Below are 19,195 nucleotides of genomic sequence, written 5' to 3'. Positions count from 1 at the left end.
TAGGAGCAGACAATGGCAGATAAACTCATGAAATTCTCCGAGGCCGTCAAGAAGTACGACCCCGTCATCGGCCTCGAAACCCACGTGGAGCTCAGCACGAACACCAAGCTGTTCTGCCCCGCGCACGTGGAGTTCGGCGGCGAGCCGAACACCCAGCTCACCCCGGTGAGCCTCGGCCTGCCGGGCAGCCTGCCGGTGGTCAACAAGGCCGCCGTGGACTACGCCATCAAGCTGGGCCTCGCCCTGCACTGCGAGATCAACGAGTGGAGCCAGTTCGCCCGCAAGAACTACTTCTACCCGGACATGCCGCGCGACTACCAGATCTCCCAGTACGACAAGCCGACCAACGGCAACGGCTACCTCGACGTCGAGCTCGACGACGGCACCATCTTCCGCGTGCCGATCGAGCGCGCCCACATCGAGGACGACGCCGGCAAGAACACCCACATCGGTGGCGCCGACGGCCGCATCGAGGGCGCCGACCACTCCCTCGTGGACTACAACCGCGCCGGCGTGCCGCTCATCGAGATCGTGACCAAGCCCATCGAGGGCGTTGGCGCCCGCGCCGCCGAGATCGCCGGCGCCTACATGCGCACCCTGCGCGACATCGTGCGCGCGCTGAACATCAGCCACGCCCGCATGGAGCAGGGCAACATGCGCGCCGACGTCAACGTCTCGCTGCGCCCCAGCCCCGACGATCCGTTCGGCACGCGTTCCGAGACCAAGAACGTGAACTCGTTCCGCGGCATCGAAAAGACCATCACGTACGAGATTCGTCGTCAGGCCGCCCGCCTCGACGAAGGCAAGGAGATCCTGCAGGAGACCCGCCACTGGGACGAATCCACGCAGACCACCGCCGGCGGCCGTCTCAAGACCGACGCCGACGACTACCGCTACTTCCCCGACCCCGACCTCGTGATGCTCCACATCACCAAGGAGCACATCGACGAGATGAAGGCCCAGATGCCGGAGATGCCGCGCGAACGCCGCAACCGCCTCAAGGCCGAATGGGGTCTGAGCGACCTGCAGATGCGCGACATCATCAACGCCGACGCCCTCGACCTCATCGAGGAGACGGTGAAGGCCGGCGCCAAGGCCGCCGGTGCGCGCAAGTGGTGGCTCGGCGAGATCGCCCGCGCCGCCAACGCCAAGGAGGTCAGCCTCGAGGAGATGCCGATCACCCCGGCCGACGTGGCCGAGGTCGAGAAGCTCATCGCCGCCGGCAAGCTCAACGACAAGCTCGCCAAGAAGACCGTCGCCGGCGTGCTCGCCGGTGAGGGCACCCCGGCCGAGGTCGTCAAGAAGCACGGCTACCAGGTGGTCGAGGACACCGGCGCCATCGAGAAGGCCGTCGACGACGCGCTCGCCGCGAACCCCGACGTCTTCGAGAAGCTCAAGAGCGGCAACATGAAGCCGATGGGCGTGATCATCGGCGCCGTGATGAAGGCGACGCGCGGCCAGGCCGACGCCAAGGCCGTCACCAAGATCGTCATGGCCAAGGTCAAGGGCTGATTCCGCAATCCTGAGAATACGCTGAGAAATCAGCGTGCCCCGCTACCATGAACCAGATTCCCCGTGTATCCTATACGCGGGGAATCTGTCATAGTAGACAGACGACAGCAGGACGATAGACAGCCGATCGATAGAAAGTGACCCATGTCAGCAGATGAAGTGAACAGCGTCGAACAGGGTACGCAGGCCACTGAGTCGCGTACGCTCCCGAGCAGCCTCGTCATTCCGGAGATCAAGGGGGAGATGGTGCATCTGCGCCCCGCCACCCTCGATGACCTCCCCCTTATGGACGAGCTGCAGGCGTACCACAACGCTTCGAGCATCACCGGCAAGGACGCGCAGTCGGAACGCGCCCTCGTCCATACATGGGTCGGACGCTCCGTCGCCTGGGAACGCGGACTGTCGCCGGAGGAGTCCGGCGTGGGCGATCCCGAATCCCGCCGCACCATCGCATGGTCCGTTCTCGCCGACTCGAATCCCGATGATGACGACGACGAGGACCGTACCAAGGTCATCGGCATGATCTTCCTCATCGACATCGACAGCTGGGCGAAATCCGCCCGCATCCAGGTCATGCTCGGCCGCGACTACCGTGGCCGCGGCTATTCGCGAGACGCCATGCCGCGCGTCATGACGTACGGTTTCGCCCCCGAGCCGGCCGGACTCGGCCTGCATCGCATCTGGGTGGCCGTGCCCGAGAAGAACACGCGCTCGCTGTCCGTGTACCAGTCGCTGGGCTTCATCAAGGAGGGCACGTCCCGTCACGCGCTGTGGGACGACGCCAACCAGCGTTATCAGGACCAGATCGTGTTCGGCACGCTCGTCGACGAATACGATCCGATCCGTTCGCTCGACGCGTTCGGCATGCATCTCATCGAAGACAATCCCGGCGTGCGGGAGGCCCTGGCCGCGCGCGAGCATTCCCTCGCCATGGAGGTCAACGGCTCCCGAAGCCAGCGCGAGGCGCGCGAGGCCGCCAATGATAAACTGTCCGACGACCTCGCCAACCTGCTCGGCGGCGACTCCGCCGAGGAGAAGGCCGCGGCGTCGAAGACGTCGACGAGGAACGACGGCGAGGGATACAACTGGCCGAATTCCAACAACGGCGACGAGGGCCACAACGCCAAGCGTTCCGAACGCGCATGGTGGCGTAATCTCGTCAACCGTTCACGAGGAGGAAACGAATGAGCGCTGAGGATCTCGACAACTACGAGACCGATGCGGAACTGGCGCTGTACAAGGAATATCGCGACGTCATCAAACTGTTCACCTACGTCGTCGAGACGGAACGACGCTTCTATCTGGCGAACAAGGTCGATTTCAACGTGCGTTCCGCCGGCCAGGACGTCTATTTCGACGTGCAGCTGACCGACGCATGGGTATGGGACGTATATCGTCCCAGCCGTTTCGTCACCAACGTCCGCATCGTCACGTTCAAGGACGTGAACGTCGAGGAGGTCCAGAAGACCGACATCGACATCCCCGACGACATCTGACGGGCGGCGCCTCATGTCATCCTGAGCGAGCGAAGCGAGTCGAAGGATCTCGTGCCGTGTGCGGAAAAAGATCCTTCGACTCCGCCGCAAGCGGCTCCGCTCAGGATGACGGTGGAGCTACGTTGAATTCTGCGAAAAGAATGTGTATGCACATCGTCCCTGTGCGCTTCGCTCCCATAGCCTGTACTAGAGTGGTCACGATTTAGTTTGCATCGTGATCTATGCATGATCGTTCAATCTGCATTGTGAGGAGTACGACGTGGCAGAAAAGAAGTCGGTCGTTATCATCGGCGGCGGCCCCGCGGGCCTGACCGCCGCATGGGAGCTGGTGAAGGACGGCGGCGCCGAGCACTACGACGTCACCGTGCTGGAGGCGACCCGCGAATTCGGTGGCATCTCGCGCACCGTCAAGTACAACGGCAACCGTATGGACATCGGCGGTCATCGATTCTTCTCCAAGGACGACCGCATCATGGACTGGTGGAAGGAGACGCTGCCGCTGCAGGGCGCCCCCTCCTACGACGACAAGAAGCTCGGCCGCCACCACGACCTCGAACCCGGCGGCCCCGACCCCGAGAAGACCGACCACGTGATGCTCAAGCGCCACCGCGTCTCCCGCATCTTCTGGAACCACCGCTTCTTCGACTACCCGATCTCGCTGACCCCCAACACCCTCAAGGCCATGGGCTTCAAGCTCACCATGGTCGCCGGCTTCAGCTACCTCAAGTCCATCTTCCACAAGCTGCCCGAAACCAACCTCGAAAACTTCTACATCAACCGTTTCGGCCGCAAACTCTACTCCATGTTCTTCGAAGGCTACACGGAGAAGCTGTGGGGACGCCACCCCTCCGAGATCTCTGCCGACTGGGGCGCCCAGCGCGTCAAGGGCCTGAGCATCCTCGGCGTCCTCAAGAACGCGTTCGCCAAGCTCGCCCCCAAGAAGCGCGACTCCAAGAACGTCGAAACCTCCCTCATCGAGGAGTTCTGGTATCCGAAGCTCGGCCCCGGCCAGCTGTGGGAGACCGTCGAGAAGAACTGCGTCGACCACGGCGCCAACGTCATCACCGACGCCAAGGTCGTCGAAGTGCGTCAGGACGCCGGCCGCATCGCCGCCGTCGTCTACGAGGACTCGCACGGCAACCGCACCGAACTCGCCGCCGACGACTTCATCTCGTCCATGCCCATCAAGGACCTCATCAACGCCGTCGACGCCTCCGACAAGCCCGCCCCCAAGGACATGACCGCCATCGCCACCGGCCTGCCCTACCGCGACTTCGTCACCGTCGGCCTCCTGTGCAAGAAGCTGCGCATCCGCAACACCACCGACATCCCCACCCTCGGCAACCCGCCCATCGTCCCCGACTGCTGGATCTACGTGCAGGACCCCGGCTACAAGGTCGGCCGCATCCAGGTGTTCAACAACTGGAGCCCCTACCTCGTCAAGGACGTCGACAACACCGTCTGGATCGGCCTCGAATACTTCTGCGAGGAAGGCGACGCCTTCTGGAACATGACCGACGACGAAGCCCGTGAATTCGCCATCAAGGAACTCACCCGCATGCGCGTCATCAACGGCCCCCAGGACGTCCTCGACTCCCACCGCGAACGCGTGCCCAAGGCCTACCCCGCCTACTTCGACACCTGGCAGCACATCGACGAACTCGTCGAATACCTCGACGGCTTCGGCAACCTCTACTGCGTCGGACGCAACGGCCAGCACCGCTACAACAACCAGGACCACTCCATGGCCACCGCCATCGAAGCCGTCAACAACATCAAGACCGGCAAGACGAGCAAGAAGAACGTGTGGTCCGTCAACACCGAGAAGTCCTACCACGAAGAGAAATAAATATGTGGTGCCTTTTGGTCGTTTTCTGCGCCGAAAACGACCATTTGGCACCCTGATTCGCGGATAACGGGGCCAACGGACTGAAATTTCGGAACGCAACGCCCCGCCCCTCGGGTCCACCTTGCGTGTATACTTGAAGAGTTGTGCCGAGGCGCGGATTGCCGCATAGATGCGCGTCTCAACAGGTCCAGACCATCATCGATCGGATCGGCACGCTCCCCAAGGGCAGACCCGTGGGGATACCGAATTCCGGAAGAACGGCACGTACGCCCCGCATCACGCGAGGCCAGGCCGAATCTTCCCCCGACTTGCGCTGATATGCGGCGGCAATGGAGGAACAAGCATTATGGTCAATGCCATCGAAGCGTTCGACGCCAAGCACATGAAGCCCGCCGAGGAGATCCCGGCCTTCCGTCCCGGCGACACCGTCAAGGTGAACGTCAAGATCAAGGAAGGCAACAACTCCCGTATCCAGGCCTTCACCGGCGTGGTCATCGCCCGTCAGGGCGGCGGCGTCCGCGAGACCTTCCTCGTTCGTAAGATCAGCTTCGGCGTGGGCGTGGAGCGTCGCTTCCCGCTGCACTCCCCGGTGATCGATTCCATCGAGCTCGTCCGCAAGGGCAAGGTCCGTCGCGCCAAGCTGTACTACCTGCGCAACCTGCGCGGCAAGGCCGCTCGCATCGTCGAGCGTCGCGACAACAGCCAGAAGGCCGCCTGATTCGCCCGGTAATCCAGGCATCAGGCCCGTATCAGGCTTTGTGAAAACCCGGAACGTCGTTCGCGACCGTTCCGGGTTTTCCCATATGTCCGGGCGCATCATCCGCCCGCATATTCGTCCATATTCGTATATCCGTATGCTCGTATAATCATGGTGCATACCACGTCCGATGATAGGGGAGCGTTTTTTCCATGGCAGAATCGACCGCCGGCAACGAATCGAACGGACGTCGTCGCAACACCGACCCCGACCGCATGACGTTCCACGACCTGCTCGTCTGGGCGGGCATTCCGCTGGTCATCGTGCTGTTCCTGCGGCTGTTCGTCATCGGCGTGTACGAGATTCCGTCCGAATCGATGCGCGACACGCTGCAGGTGGGCGACAAGGTCGTGGCGTCACGGTTGGCGCCACGCTTCTTCGATCTGAAACGCGGCGACATCGTCGTATTCAAGGACCCGGCCCATTGGCTCGGCCCGAACGTGAAAAGCGACCTGCTCATCAAGCGGCTCATCGGCCTGCCCGGCGACACCGTGGAATGCAAGGGCCCCGGCCAGCCGGTCACCGTCAACGGCGTGGCCATCGACGATTCGTCGTTCATCCGCCCGGGCGTCAACCCCAGCGACTATGCGTTCAGCGTGAAGGTCACCGAGGGTCATCTGTTCGTCATGGGCGATAACCGTTCCAATTCCGCCGATTCCCGCGCCCATCAGGAGGACGGCGCCAATGGGCTGGTGCCGGTCAACGACGTCGAGGGCGTGGCGTTCGCCGTGTACTGGCCGGTCAGCGACTGGACCGGCCTGAGCCGTCCGGACGACGTGTTCGCCAAGGTACCGGGCATTTCGGGGGTGAAATAAATGGTGATTCCACGGCAGGTCCCCACGCTCGACAACGAACGTCGTCTCGCCGGGCGTGGATATTCGCTCATCGTCGGATTCGACGAGGTGGGCCGCGGCTCGCTCGCCGGACCGGCCATGGTCGGCGCATGCGCGCTGCTGGCGCGCGACGCCGACGAATGGACCGTGCCCGCGGGCGTCGCCGATTCGAAGATGCTGACGGAAGTGCGTCGCGAATCGTTGCTGGAGCCGTTGAAGACGTGGTCCGCCGCATGGGCCGTGGGCTCGGTCAGCTCCCGCGAGGTTGACGAATGGGGCATCGTGTACGCGCTGGGCGTGGCAGCCGTGCGCGCGCTGAACGAAATCGAGACGCTGATCACCACCGGAGGGCACACCGATCTGGGGGTCGCCGAGGCGCCGACGGATTTCTCGCCCGACTGGCACGGCACCATCGCCGGGATCGGCGGCGAAGTGCCGGGACTGCGCATGAATCATGCGAAACTGCGCGTGGCCGGAATCCTCGACGGCCCGAACGACTACATCACCCCCGTCGTGAACTCGTTCGATGCGCCGCCGCTGCTGGAGCCGATCGCGATGACGACCATCGTCAAGGGCGACCGCAAATGCGCGTCGGTGGCGTCGGCCGCCGTGATCTCCAAGGTGATCCGCGACCGGATGATGGCCGATTTGGCGGCCGCGCACCCCGAATTCGAGGCGTATGCGTGGGCCAGCAACAAGGGGTATGGGTCCGTGCCGCATCGTGCCGCGATCGCCGCGCACGGGGCGACGGAATATCACCGCAAGACCTGGCATTTGGTGTAGGGGAGCGAGCGTGGGTTCCCTTATGTCATCCTGAGCGAGGCGAAGCCGAGTCGAAGGATCTCGCCCCCAGTCATTCCAAGATCCTTCGACTCCGGCCTTCGGCCTCCGCTCAGGATGACGGAATTTTCTCGTCATTATCTCGTTGGCCTCCGCTCGGGGTGACGGAATTTTCTCGTCATTATCTCGTTGGCCTCCGCTCAGGATGACGGAATCATCCCGTCGGACTCTCTCACGGCCGAGAAGAGTTGATGGTGCCGGCGCCGGAGGCCGAGGGCAGCGGATACCATAGCAACCATGACGACTGAGATTGATTTCGACCGTGCCGCCGCGCGCGACGACGCCCTGAACACGCTGCTCATGCAGCTCATGAACGAATATTCCGTCAGCGACGACGAAGGCCCGCTCGCCGACGCCATCGAACGGTTCCTGCATGGGTTCGCGCATCTGACCGTGCATCGGCATGGCGACACGGTCGTCGCCTCCACGGATTTCGGCAAGCCGAAGCGCGTGCTGCTTGCCGGGCATATCGACACCGTGCCGGTCATCGATAACTTCCCGCCGAAATGGCTTGAACCCGGCGATCCGCTGATCCGCGCCGAAATCACGGAGCACAACGCCGGCGAGCGTGTGCTGTGGGGCCGTGGCGCCACCGACATGAAACCGTCCGATGCGGTGATGCTGTATCTGGCCGCCACGCTCGACGACACCGCACGCACGAACTACGACCTCACGTACATCTTCTACGACCACGAGGAGGTCGAGGCCAGCAAGAACGGCCTGCGCAAGGTCGTCGAAACGCATCCCGACTGGGTGAAGGGCGATTTCGCCATCATTGGCGAGCCGACCAGCTGCGGCATCGAAGGAGGCTGCAACGGCACCATCCGGTTCGACGTGGTCTGCCATGGTGTGGCCGCGCACTCCGCCCGTGCGTGGATGGGCGAGAACGCCATCCACAAGGCCGGCGAGGTGCTGGACCGGCTCAACGCGTACGAGCCGCGGACGATCACGGTGGAGGGACTTGATTACCGCGAGGGATTGAACGCCACGCTGATCTCCGGCGGCAAGGGCACGAACGTGATTCCCGACGAATGCCGTATCCATGTGAACTACCGGTTCGCGCCCGACAAGACGCTCGCCGAGGCGAAGGCGCTGATGATCGGTACCGACGCCGGTGCCGAGATGGGCAACGGCGAGCATGTGGCCACGGGCGGCGTGTTCGCGGGCTTCGGCATCGAGATGAAGGACGAGTCGCCGGCCGCGCGCCCCGGCATGGACACGCCGCTCGCGCAGTCGCTGGCCGCATTGGTGAAGGAACGCACCGGCCGTGACCCGCAGGCGAAGATGGGGTGGACCGACGTGGCGCGCTTTTCGCAGCTCGGGGTGCCGGCCGTGAACCTCGGCGCCGGCGACGCGCTGCTCGCCCACAAGGCCGATGAGCAGATTCCCGAATCCCAGCTCACCGACCTCGCCGACATCCTGGAGGAATGGCTCGCCAAGTAGCGTGCGCGCGATTGTGTCGAGCGCGCCGTTCTGCTTTATCATCCCGAGTGCGCGCCCTTTTCTGTCATCCTGAGCGCGCGCCCTTTTCTGTCATCCTGAGCGAGCGTAGCGAGTCGAAGGATCGTTGGAGACCATAAGATTCTTCAAGATCCTTCGACTCCGCCGCAAGCGGCTCCGCTCAGGATGACAGGGGGGATCGCTCTGCTCAGGATGACAGGGGGACGCGATTGCTCCGCTCAGGATGACAGGAACGAAACATCGTCCTCCGCTCACGGCGGCGGGGGATGGTGTACCGTCATCCCTACGGTGTGTCATAATGATGGATGGTGGTTCTGCATGCCGCCGATGTGCGGAAAACGTCGATCCCCTTCCGTGGCGCATTGACCATGTGACGCGCCGGAAGCGCCGGTGTCCGTTTTCTCCGATACAGACTTTGTTAGCAGTGCCTGAGCAGTGGCGTTATCGCGCGGCCGTAGTGACAGTACGGTGTTGACAGACTGTTTCAGGGTGGAACCGAAGCGTGATGCAGCATGCTTCCAAGGAGCGTTTGTGATAACCGAAAACAACGACGGCGTGGAAGCCGCCGCAGAACATAATGCCGAAGTGTCCCAGAACGGCCAGGCGGCATCGCCCGCCGCGCCCCGTCGCCGCCGTGGCGGACGTCGGGTGGTGCGTGTGGCGGGTGCCGCCGGCGCCAAGCTGCCGGTGAAGGTGGAGTCGCATCCGGGAGCCCCGAAGCAGGAGACCGCCCCCGTGGAGCAGTCCGCCGTCTCCGAGCAGCCCGTCGACGAGGACCGTCAGCGTCGTGTCAGGGCGCTGGCCGATGAGCTCTTCACCGACAGGGGCATCCTCGCCAAGCCGCGCAAGGCCCGTCATGCCGCGCCTGCGGGCGAGCCCGCCGATGCCGCCGGCAACGACAAGGACACGGCCGCGAAGACCGCCGCCAAGACGCCGTCCGCGAAGAGGGGCGTCCGTCATGACGTGTCGCTGTTCTCCTCGCCGAACGCGGAGGAGGCCAAGCCGTCCAGCCGTATCCGTCCGATGACGTCGCTGCTGTTCCAGGAGCCCGTGCTGCCGGTCGTGCATGCCGCGCCGAAGCCGTCCGATGCCGCCGAACACGGCGAGGACGACGATTCGGATCGTCTTGAGGGCCAGACGACGCGTCGCCGTCGTCGCCGCCGCGCCGACCGTGAATCCGCGCATCGCGACGAGCAGCTGGAGACGCAGGACGTCGAACGCGATGCGGACCGCGACAATCGCGACGCCGCGTCCGATGAGCATGAGGAGTCCCGCCGTTCGCGCCGTTCGCGCCGCCTGAACGCGCAGGAGCGTCGTGCCGCCGCCGAGGTCGAGCAGATCGAGCAGGATCTCGAATACGACGACATCCGATATTCCCCGATCGACACCGATGCCGAGGATGAGAACGAATCGTCCGGCGAGACGCGTTCGCGTCGCCGTCGTCGCCGCGCCAACCGCGACGAGGAGGCGGAGACGCCGCGTTCCCGCCACGCCGAGCGTGAGCGTGAACGTGAACGCGAGGAGGACGAGGACGAAGGCACCGTAACGCGTCGTCGCCGTCGCCGCCGTGGCTCCAAGGGCGAGATCGAGCGTGAGGAGCCGACGATCCGCCGCAGCCGCAAGCAGCAGTACATCGACGAGATCACCGACATCGAAGGCTCCACCCGTCTGGAGGCCAAGAAGCAGCGTCGTCGCGACAACCGCCGCGACCGCAGCCGCCAGTCCACGCTGCTGGAGCAGGACTTCCTCGCACGCCGCGAGAACGTGAACCGTCTCATGGTCGTGCGCGAGAAGGAGCAGCACACCCAGATCTCGGTCATCGAGGACAACATCCTCGTGGAGCATTACGTCTCCGACATCCAGGAGGTCTCCACCGTCGGCAACATCTATCTCGGCCGCGTGCAGAACGTGCTGCCGAGCATGGAGGCCGCGTTCGTCGACATCGGTCAGCCGCGCAACGGCGTGCTGTACGCCGGCGAGGTCAACTGGGACACCACGCGCCTTGAAGGCCAGCCGCGCCGCATCGAGCTCGCGTTCCGTTCCGGCGACCCCGTGCTCGTGCAGGTGACCAAGGACCCGATCGGCCACAAGGGCGCGCGTCTGACCTCGCAGGTCACGCTCGCCGGCCGCTTCCTCGTGCTCGTGCCCTCCGGCGGCATGACCGGCGTAAGCCGCAAGCTGCCCGACCGCGAACGCACGCGCCTCAAGAACGTCGTCTCCAAGATCGCGCCCAAGGAGATGGGCGTGATCATCCGCACGGCCGCCGAAGGCGCCTCCAAGGAGGCCATCGAGAAGGACCTGGAGAACCTCACCAAGCAGTGGGAGCATGTGAAGGAGGCCGAGACCAAGGCCCGCAACTCCAAGCGCCCCAAGCTGCTGCAGGGCGAGCCCGACGTGGCCATCCGCGTGGTGCGCGACATCTTCAACGACGACTTCAGCAAGCTCGTCGTCGAAGGCGACAAGGTCTACGACCGCATCAAGGAGTACCTCGAGACCATGGCCCCCGACCTCCAGGACAAGCTGGAGAAGTGGGATCCCGAGGAGCACGAGGGCAAGGACGTGTTCGACCAGTGGCGCATCGACAGCCAGCTGCGCAAGGGCATGGAACGCAAGGTGTATCTGCCGTCCGGCGGCTCGCTCGTCATCGACCGCACCGAGGCCATGACCACCATCGACGTGAACACCGGCCGGTTCATCGGCAAGGGCAAGTCGCTGGAGGAGACCGTGACCCGCTGCAACCTCGAGGCCAGTGAGGAGATCGCCCGCCAGCTGCGGCTGCGCGACATCGGCGGCATGGTCATGATCGACTACGTCGACATGGTGCTGCCCGCCAACCGCGACCTCGTGCTGCGCCGTCTGGTCGAATGCCTCGCCCGCGACCGCACCAAGCACCAGGTGGCCGAGGTCACGTCGCTGGGCCTCGTGCAGATGACCCGCAAGCGCGTGGGCCAGGGCCTCGTGGAGGCGTTCTCCGAGGAATGCCCGACCTGCAAGGGCCGCGGCTTCATCCTCCACGACAAACCGACCGTCTCCGCCAGCTATGACGACCCGTACGCCCTCAAGGGCGGCGACCCGTTCGTCAAGACCAACAAGCACAACCACGGCACGTCGGCGCCCGCACCCAAGGAGGACCCGGCCATGCCGAAGGGCTCCACGCCCGACGTCAAGGCCAAGCTCGCCAAGATCGCCGCCGCGGCCGCTGCCGCCGCCGAGGAGGACAAGTAGGGTGAGGCCGTATACCCGCTTTGTCATCCTGAGCGAGTGATGACACCCATATTGTCATCCTGAGCGAGCGTAGCGAGTCGAAGGATCTTTGAAGACCATAGGATCCTTCGACTACGCCGCAAGCGGCTCCGCTCAGGATGACGGGAATGGTGCGGCTCCGCTCGGGAACAGAGCCGGGGTGGTCGGTGCACTGCAAGGAGCGGGCGGCGCGTTTCCAAAAATTCAAGTAAAATCCACGCCGGAGTTGCGAAAGTCCGGCGTGTTGTGTAGATTAGATTGTCGGTGTCTAGCCATGCCTGTGTGAGGGCGTAATCGTGCTAGACGACAATTAGCTTTCAATACAGGCAAGGTAGGGCTATGTACGCGATTGTGAAGGCCGGTGGCCATCAGGAAAAGGTCGAGGTCGGCGACGAAATCATCGTCAACCGTCTTGACGCCAAGAAGGGCGACGCTGTGGAGTTCCCCGTCGCTCTGCTCGTCGACGGTGCCAACGTGACCGTCGCCGCCAAGGATCTGGCGAACGTCTCCGTCAAGGGCGAAGTCGTTGACGACGAGGCCAAGGGTCCGAAGATCAACATCCAGAAGTTCAAGAACAAGACCGGTGTCGCCCGTCGCAAGGGCCACCGCCAGAAGCTGACCGTGGTGAAGATCACCGCGATCGCCTGAACTTCCCTTAAGTTTTAGACGTAGCAAGTAATCCGAAAGGAATAGAACAATGGCACATAAGAAGGGTGCGTCCAGCTCACGCAACGGTCGCGATTCGAATCCGAAGTACCTCGGTGTGAAGAAGTTCGGCGGCGAAGCCGTCATCGCCGGCAACATCATCGTTCGCCAGCGCGGCACCAACTTCCACGCCGGCCACAACGTCGGTCTGGGCAAGGACCACACGCTGTTCGCCCTGGCCGATGGCACCGTCAAGTTCGGTGTCCGTCGTGACCACAAGGTCGTCGACGTCATCGCCGCCTGATTTTCCGGGCAGTCGATTCGTCGAAATTCTCGACTTCCAGCCGCATCCCTTGGGATTCCATAATTCCATGGGGGCGGCTTTTTCATTATGCTTTCGTATATCAAATGCTTTCGTATATCAACGATTCGCTGATTCGACGATGACGACCAACGATCCTCGGTGACATCAGCAAGGTTAGGGTTTTCTATGAGTGATTTTGTCGATCGCGTGACCGTCCACGTCAAGGGCGGCGACGGCGGGAACGGCGCCGCCTCGATCCGCCGTGAGAAATACAAGCCGCTCGCCGGACCGGACGGCGGCAATGGCGGTGACGGCGGATCCGTCGTGTTCGTGGCCGACCCCAACGCCACCAGCCTGCTCGACCTGCGCTTCATGCCGCATCGCACCGCCGACTCCGGCACGCAGGGCCTCGGCGACTACAAGGACGGGCGCAAGGGCGGCGACCTGGAACTCAAGGTGCCGGTCGGCACCATCGTGTTCACCGCTGTCGGCAAGTCCGGCCAGCAGAAGCAGCCCGGCGAGCCGCTCGCCGACCTGCGTCACGCCGGCGACCGGTTCGTCGCCGCGCATGGCGGCAACGGCGGCCTCGGCAACAAGGCGCTGGCCAACCGCGCCCGCCGCGCCCCCGGCTTCGCACTGCTCGGCGAGCCCGGCGAGGAACGCGACCTCGTGCTCGAACTCAAGTCCATCGCCGACGTCGCGCTCGTCGGCTTCCCCAGCGCCGGCAAGTCGTCGCTGATCGCCGCCATGAGCGCCGCCAAGCCGAAGATCGCCGACTATCCGTTCACCACGCTCGTGCCGAATCTCGGCGTCGTCATGGCCGGCGACGGACGGTTCACCATCGCCGACGTGCCCGGCCTCATCCCTGGCGCATCGCAGGGCAAGGGCCTCGGCCTCGAATTCCTCCGCCATATCGAACGCACCGAGGTCATCGCCCACGTCATCGACTGCGCCACGCTCGAACCGGACCGCGACCCGATGTCCGACTACAAGGCGTTGGAGAAGGAGCTGGCCATCTACGCCGACGAGCTCGACCTGCCGCTCGGCGCCATCCCGATTGCGGAGCGTCCGCGCATCATCGTGCTCAACAAGGTCGACGTGCCGGAGGCCAAGGAGCTGGCCGAATTCGTACGCCCCGAATTCGAGGAGATGGGATTGAAGACGTTCATCGTCTCCACGGCCTCGCATGAGGGACTGAAGGAGCTGTCGTTCGCGCTCATGAGCATCGTGAACGAGATGCGCGAGCGCGTGCAGGCGCAGGAGGCGGCCGAAGAGGAGGAGCGCGTCGTCATCCGCCCGCTCGAGACGAGGGGGCGTCGCCGCCGCGGGGGCGAGGTCGGCCTCGGATTCGATTTCGACATCGAACGCGAACAGGACGCCGACGGCAACTTCTGGTTCACCGTCACCGGCGAGAAGCCCGAACGCTGGGTGCGTCAGACCAACTTCGACAACGAGGAGGCCGTGGGCTACCTGGCCGACCGCCTCGCCAAGGTGGGCGTGGAGGATGCGCTGCGCAAGAAGGGCGCGCGTCCCGGCGACGAGGTGCGCATCGGCCGTGGCGACAACGCCGTCTCGTTCGACTGGGATCCGACCATCGCGGCCGGCGCGGAGATGCTCGACGGCACGCCGCAGTCCAGCCGAGGCGAGGATCTGCGACTGCAGGACGGCGAAGGCCATTCGCGTCGTCGTACGAACTCGCAGCGTCGTCGCGAATACCACGAGTGGATGGACGCGAAGGCCGCCGTGCGCGCCGCCATGCAGGCCGAACGCGAGGCCGGCCACTGGGCCGATCCGTCCGTGCTTGACGATCCCAATGACCACACCAGCCTCATCGACCGCATCGGCGAGAATTCGTCCGACGACGACGGCGACGGCGAGAAGTGACGCTGGCGTGGGCTGGCGTGAGTCGGCGTGGCGTTGGTGCGTTTGCGTGAACTGATGTCAGCTAGCATGCGCCGGCGCACGTTGATATGGGCTGGCGTGCATTGACGTATGTTGGCGTGCATTGGCGTGTTGACGTGCGTTGGCATGAGCTGACGTGTGGGCGTGTGTCGGCGTGCGTTGGTGCACGTTGATGTGGCGTTGGCGTGCGTCGGCGAGCGTCGGTTGATATGAGCTGGCATGTTGACGCGAGCTGATATGAGCGGGCGCGTTGGTGCTCGCTGATATGCGCTGACGATGTGAGAGGGAGCGACGCCTATGCGCGTGGCTCCCTTTTTCGTCCCGAATCCCGTCATCGTCTTGCCCCGTTGTCACGTTTTCCCGTTGTCCTGTTGCCCCATGCGTGCTGCTGTCCTTATCCCATATGTTCTGCTGTCCCATGCTTTCTGTCGTTCCATCGAACCGTCTGAGGAGCGGGTGGACGGATTGGATTTGTGGGTCTAATGGTTCACGAGTATGGAAAAGTGGGCCTAACGGTTCGCAAAAAACGGGAAGTGGGTCTAACGATTCGCGAGGAAGGGGTTTTTGGCTTCCTCGTGTATGTCGTAGACCCACAAGTCCGTTTATGAACGGATTGACCCACGGTTGGTGAATAGGGTAGACCCACAAATCCAGGCCGTGAACGATTCGACCCACAAAACCAATCGAAAAGACCCACGGATTTGATTGGTCGGACCCACAAATCCAATCGGTCGGACCCACAACCTGGTTATGAACGGATAGACCCACAAATTCGATAATGAACGCGGACCCACAAACTCAGTAATGAACGGATAGACCCACGAATCCAGTAATGAACGTGGACCTACAGACCTGATAATGAACGGATAGACCCACAAACCAAGTAAGGAACGTGGGCTCGCAAACCCGTTTATGAACGGATTGGCCCGCAAACCCGAATTCGTAACCGGGGCTGGGGTATTCTCGGGGGAAGTAGTCCGGCCAATCGCATATGTGCGGTATTGCGGTAGTGCGTATCGCGGTATTGATTGCCGGTGTCGATGACGTTGTGATAAGAAGGCAGCATGTCCACGCAATCGCAGAGTGAAGTCCGCCGCGCCATCGCCGAGGCGCGTACGATCGTCGTCAAGGTGGGGTCGAGTTCGCTGACATCCAGTTCCGGGCATCTCGACCCGGAACGGCTGTTCGGCCTCGTCGCCGCCATCGCGCAGACCGTACGCATGGACGCGCGCATCGTGCTCGTCTCCTCCGGCGCCATCGCCGCCGGATTCGGACCGCTCGGATTCGACTCGCGGCCGACCGACGTGGCCACGCAGCAGGCGGCCGCGTCCGTGGGCCAGGGGCTGCTCATGAGCCAGTACGAGACTGCGTTCGCCCGCTACGGGCTCAAGGTCGGGCAGATATTGATTACCGCGCGCGACACCATCCAGGCCACGCAATACCGCAACGTGCAGCGTACGCTGAACCGGCTGCTCGAACTCGGCGTCGTGCCCATCGTCAACGAGAACGACGCATTGGCCAGCAACGAGATCCGGTTCGGCGACAACGACCGTCTTTCGGCGCTCGTGGCGAACATCGTGCGCGCCGACGCGCTGATCCTGCTCACCGACGTCGACGGCCTCTACACCGCGCCGCCCAAGGAACCGGGCGCGCGGGCGATTCAATACGTGCCGAACGTGCTCGACACGCTGGGGAACGTGCGCATCGGCGGCACCGGCTCCGGCGTGGGCACCGGCGGCATGGTCACCAAGCTTGAGGCGGCGCGCGTGGCCGCGGTCTCCGGCATCCCGTCCGTATTGACCAAGGCGACGAACGCCGGGCCGGCGTTGATGGGCGACCGCGTCGGCACCGTGTTCGCGCCCATCAAACGACGTGGCACCTCACGACGGCTGTGGATCGGGTTCGCCGCCGACCCGCGTGGCACGCTCGTCGCCGACGCCGGCGCGGCCAAGGCCGTGCGCGGCGGGCACGCGTCACTGCTGTCGGCCGGCGTGGTCGGCGTGACCGGCGAATTCTCCGCCGGCGATCCGGTGCTCATCGTCGACGAGCAGGGCAACAAGCTCGCCAAGGGCCTTTCCGGCTTCGACTCCGAGGAGATCCCCGCCACGCTCGGCCGCACCAGCGCCCAGCTGCGCAAGCTGCTCGGCGCCGAATACGCGCACCCGCTCGTCCACCGCGACGATCTGGTGCTGCTGTAGCGGCTGGAGGGGCGTGCCCCCCGTGTCATGCGGACGGCGTGGCACCCCACCGTGTCATCCTGAGCGGAGCCGCTTGCGGCGGAGTCGAAGGATCTTGGGACTGGGTGGGGTGCAAGATCCTTCGACTCCGGGCTACGCCCTCCGCTCAGGATGACAGGAGAGAGAGGGGCTGCGCCCTTCGCTCAGGATGACAGGAGAGAGGCTTTGTCCTTCGCTCAGGATGACGGTGCCGGTGGTGTATCACATATGCGCAGCGGGGTGGAACGAGGCTTTGTCCTCCGCTCAGGATGACGGTGAAGGGCGGGGCTGTGCAAAAATGTCAAATGTGGGGATGGTGTCCCTGTTGCGCCTATCGTGTTCTTCGGTCCGTCGGAAACACTCCGACTACACGTTGATTTCACGAATGCGGAGGGTATGGAGCACACACCATGAGTGGCATGAAGAAGCACGCCGACAGCACCGATGCCGTCAATACCGTCGTCGGCGGCGGCGAACATACCGACACGAATCATCCCCATGTCTACGGCACGTTGGGACTGGCCGCTGGCCTCGGCTCGTTCCTCGGCTCCGGCGTCATCCTCGCATTGAGCTCCACGCTGGCCCTGTGGCGCACCGGCCTCGGCCTGTCCGCCGCGCAGGTGGGCGCCGTCTCCGCGATACTGACGTTCGCGTTCGCCGCAGGCTCGTTCTGCGGTGGATTCATCGCCCAACGAATCGGCCTTGTCCGGCTGTTCAATGCCAACGCGTTCCTGTGCGCCGCGGCGCTCGCGGCCTGCACGCTCGCGCCCGGCTTCGCCGTGCTGGCCGTCGGCGTCGGTGTGGCGGCGCTCGCCGTGGGCATGGACCTGCCGGTGTCGCTGAGCGTGATCACGCACGACGTGCCCGACGAGACGCTCAAGGGGCATCTCGTCAGCCGTACGCAGGTGCTGTGGTCGGCCGGCATCCTCGGCCCGTATGTGCTGGCGCTGATTGTGGCGCCGGTCGGGTTCCTCGGCGCGCGCATCGTGTTCGGCGTGCTCGCCGTGGTGGCGCTGCTCACGGCGGTGTGGCGTGTGGCCGACCCGCGCATCGCCGGACTGCATCGTGAGGCGGCGGAGCGCGAGTGTGAGCACGCGGACGGTGCGGATTCCGCCGCGGCATCGGCCGGCCGTCCGCTGGGCATGGGCGCTGTGCTGCGTTCCATCGACGCGCGCACCGGCCGTCGCTATGCGCTGCTGTTCGCCGTGCTCGCGCTGTTCTATGTGATGTGGAATCTCATGGCAAACACCATCAACCAGTTCCAGACGTATCTGCTGGTCTCGCAGCATGCCAGCCAGATGCAGGCCGTGTTCATCGGCATCGTTTCCGCGGTGATGTGCGTGTTCGGCGGCATGGCGTACGGTCGTGTGCCGGTCGATGGCCCGTGGCGCGACCGCATGTTCTGGGTCGGTGCGGCCGCGCAGGTGGCGGCCATGGCCATCATGGCGGCGGGTGGCACCATGTGGTCCACCGCCATCGCCGTGGTGCTGTTCCAGTTCTTCGGCAACTTCGCCGGTGAGATGAACGCCAAGGTGTGGACGCAGGAGACCTTCCCCGTGGCCGTCTCCGCCGAGGCGCAGAGTCTGATTCTCGGCATCGGCCGCATCCCGTGCGCGTTCGCGTCGCTTGTGCTGCCGTCGCTGCTCGTGCCCGGGCTCATCACCATCGCGCTGTGGGCGTTCGTCGCCGTCGCCGCGCTGTCCGGCCTGTTCGGCGGCCTCGTCGTGCTGCTGCGCGCCGAAAAGGGGCGCGCGCGGTTCGGTCTTTCGGAGGCTGTGTCATCCTGAGCGGGTGGGGGTCTCTGCGTCATCCTGAGCGGGCGGGGCGAGTCGAAGGATCTCTCTCCGTAGAAGAGTAGGAGGTGTGAGATCCTTCGACTCCGGCCTACGGCCTCCGCTCAGGATGACAATGTATGCACCTCATACTCGGGTGATGGTTGATTGACGCGTGCGGCTTCAAGGCGCGGAAGACGAAGGCGTACGAAGGTACGTCGAGTCTCCCGCAACGCCGAAGACGTCCACGTCACCACGGTCTCGGGTGATGTCGCGTAATGCGTGCGGCCGCAAGGCACCGATGACGAAGGCGTATTGACATACGTCGAGTCATCGGTAACGCAGCGGACGCTCCATTACGCGAC

Annotated in this window: 14 protein-coding genes; all 14 read left to right on the top strand. The window is 64.2% G+C overall.

The window, feature by feature from the left end; all coding sequences use genetic code 11:
- Window positions 1-12: 12 nt before the first annotated feature.
- The 14 genes from gatB (at window position 13) to KIH77_RS08995 (ending at window position 18,845) form a co-directional block, all read left to right on the top strand.
- Window positions 13-1,512 carry an Asp-tRNA(Asn)/Glu-tRNA(Gln) amidotransferase subunit GatB gene (gene gatB / locus KIH77_RS09060; protein ID WP_219101157.1) on the top strand — a complete coding sequence of 500 codons (1,500 nt, stop codon included), beginning with the start codon at window positions 13-15 and terminating at the stop codon, window positions 1,510-1,512.
- A gap of 144 nt (window positions 1,513-1,656) precedes the next feature.
- Window positions 1,657-2,700, top strand: coding sequence for a GNAT family N-acetyltransferase (locus tag KIH77_RS09055; RefSeq protein ID WP_219101154.1), 1,044 nt, complete (start codon window positions 1,657-1,659; stop codon window positions 2,698-2,700).
- A complete protein-coding gene (locus KIH77_RS09050; protein WP_109138177.1) occupies window positions 2,697-3,008 on the top strand; it encodes a DUF2469 domain-containing protein in 312 nt (103 codons plus the stop codon). The genes KIH77_RS09055 and KIH77_RS09050 overlap by 4 nt, the downstream gene beginning before the upstream one ends.
- A 259-nt stretch (window positions 3,009-3,267) precedes the next feature.
- Complete coding sequence (locus KIH77_RS09045) at window positions 3,268-4,857, top strand: NAD(P)/FAD-dependent oxidoreductase (RefSeq protein ID WP_219101152.1); 1,590 nt, start codon at window positions 3,268-3,270, stop codon at window positions 4,855-4,857.
- 346 nt (window positions 4,858-5,203) lie between these two features.
- Window positions 5,204-5,575 (top strand): 50S ribosomal protein L19, encoded by a 372-nt coding sequence (rplS, locus tag KIH77_RS09040; protein WP_219101150.1) that lies wholly within the window; start codon window positions 5,204-5,206, stop codon window positions 5,573-5,575.
- Window positions 5,576-5,766: 191 nt separating this feature from the next.
- On the top strand, window positions 5,767-6,429 hold the full coding sequence (gene lepB, locus KIH77_RS09035) for a signal peptidase I (RefSeq protein ID WP_219101148.1): 663 nt from the start codon (window positions 5,767-5,769) through the stop codon (window positions 6,427-6,429).
- Window positions 6,430-7,230, top strand: a complete 801-nt coding sequence (gene rnhB, locus KIH77_RS09030; protein WP_219101146.1) for a ribonuclease HII — start codon at window positions 6,430-6,432, stop codon at window positions 7,228-7,230. It abuts the gene before it with no gap.
- Window positions 7,231-7,524: 294 nt separating this feature from the next.
- The gene (dapE, locus tag KIH77_RS09025; protein ID WP_219101144.1) at window positions 7,525-8,730 is read left to right on the top strand and encodes a succinyl-diaminopimelate desuccinylase; all 1,206 of its coding nucleotides are present in this window, start codon (window positions 7,525-7,527) and stop codon (window positions 8,728-8,730) included.
- A 549-nt stretch (window positions 8,731-9,279) separates the two neighbouring features.
- A complete protein-coding gene (locus KIH77_RS09020) occupies window positions 9,280-11,973 on the top strand; it encodes an Rne/Rng family ribonuclease (protein ID WP_219101142.1) in 2,694 nt (897 codons plus the stop codon).
- A 357-nt stretch (window positions 11,974-12,330) separates the two neighbouring features.
- Window positions 12,331-12,639, top strand: coding sequence for a 50S ribosomal protein L21 (rplU, locus tag KIH77_RS09015; RefSeq protein ID WP_219101140.1), 309 nt, complete (start codon window positions 12,331-12,333; stop codon window positions 12,637-12,639).
- A 49-nt stretch (window positions 12,640-12,688) separates the two neighbouring features.
- Window positions 12,689-12,940 carry a 50S ribosomal protein L27 gene (rpmA, locus tag KIH77_RS09010; protein WP_219101138.1) on the top strand — a complete coding sequence of 84 codons (252 nt, stop codon included), beginning with the start codon at window positions 12,689-12,691 and terminating at the stop codon, window positions 12,938-12,940.
- Window positions 12,941-13,126: 186 nt separating this feature from the next.
- Entirely contained in the window at window positions 13,127-14,824 is a 1,698-nt protein-coding gene (gene obgE / locus KIH77_RS09005) for a GTPase ObgE (RefSeq protein WP_219101136.1), read from the top strand.
- A 1,082-nt stretch (window positions 14,825-15,906) separates the two neighbouring features.
- Window positions 15,907-17,040: a glutamate 5-kinase gene (gene proB / locus KIH77_RS09000; RefSeq protein WP_219101134.1), complete on the top strand. Its 1,134-nt coding sequence runs from the start codon at window positions 15,907-15,909 to the stop codon at window positions 17,038-17,040.
- A 428-nt stretch (window positions 17,041-17,468) separates the two neighbouring features.
- The gene (locus KIH77_RS08995) at window positions 17,469-18,845 is read left to right on the top strand and encodes an MFS transporter (protein WP_219101132.1); all 1,377 of its coding nucleotides are present in this window, start codon (window positions 17,469-17,471) and stop codon (window positions 18,843-18,845) included.
- The last annotated feature ends 350 nt before the right edge of the window (window positions 18,846-19,195 follow it).

Origin of the sequence: Bifidobacterium pluvialisilvae (assembly GCF_019331695.1) — a bacterium.
In the GTDB taxonomy this organism is placed as follows: domain Bacteria; phylum Actinomycetota; class Actinomycetes; order Actinomycetales; family Bifidobacteriaceae; genus Galliscardovia; species Galliscardovia pluvialisilvae.
This window is presented reverse-complemented; position numbering and strand designations above follow the sequence as displayed.

Bases quoted from the DNA above. Each gene is read 5' to 3' on its own strand.
- gatB (WP_219101157.1), top strand. From the start codon at position 13: ATGGCAGATAAACTCATGAAATTCTCCGAGGCCGTCAAGAAGTACGAC.
- KIH77_RS09055 (WP_219101154.1), top strand. From the start codon at position 1,657: ATGTCAGCAGATGAAGTGAACAGCGTCGAACAGGGTACGCAGGCCACT.
- KIH77_RS09050 (WP_109138177.1), top strand. From the start codon at position 2,697: ATGAGCGCTGAGGATCTCGACAACTACGAGACCGATGCGGAACTGGCG.
- rplS (WP_219101150.1), top strand. From the start codon at position 5,204: ATGGTCAATGCCATCGAAGCGTTCGACGCCAAGCACATGAAGCCCGCC.
- lepB (WP_219101148.1), top strand. From the start codon at position 5,767: ATGGCAGAATCGACCGCCGGCAACGAATCGAACGGACGTCGTCGCAAC.
- rnhB (WP_219101146.1), top strand. From the start codon at position 6,430: ATGGTGATTCCACGGCAGGTCCCCACGCTCGACAACGAACGTCGTCTC.
- dapE (WP_219101144.1), top strand. From the start codon at position 7,525: ATGACGACTGAGATTGATTTCGACCGTGCCGCCGCGCGCGACGACGCC.
- rplU (WP_219101140.1), top strand. From the start codon at position 12,331: ATGTACGCGATTGTGAAGGCCGGTGGCCATCAGGAAAAGGTCGAGGTC.
- rpmA (WP_219101138.1), top strand. From the start codon at position 12,689: ATGGCACATAAGAAGGGTGCGTCCAGCTCACGCAACGGTCGCGATTCG.
- obgE (WP_219101136.1), top strand. From the start codon at position 13,127: ATGAGTGATTTTGTCGATCGCGTGACCGTCCACGTCAAGGGCGGCGAC.
- proB (WP_219101134.1), top strand. From the start codon at position 15,907: ATGTCCACGCAATCGCAGAGTGAAGTCCGCCGCGCCATCGCCGAGGCG.
- KIH77_RS08995 (WP_219101132.1), top strand. From the start codon at position 17,469: ATGAGTGGCATGAAGAAGCACGCCGACAGCACCGATGCCGTCAATACC.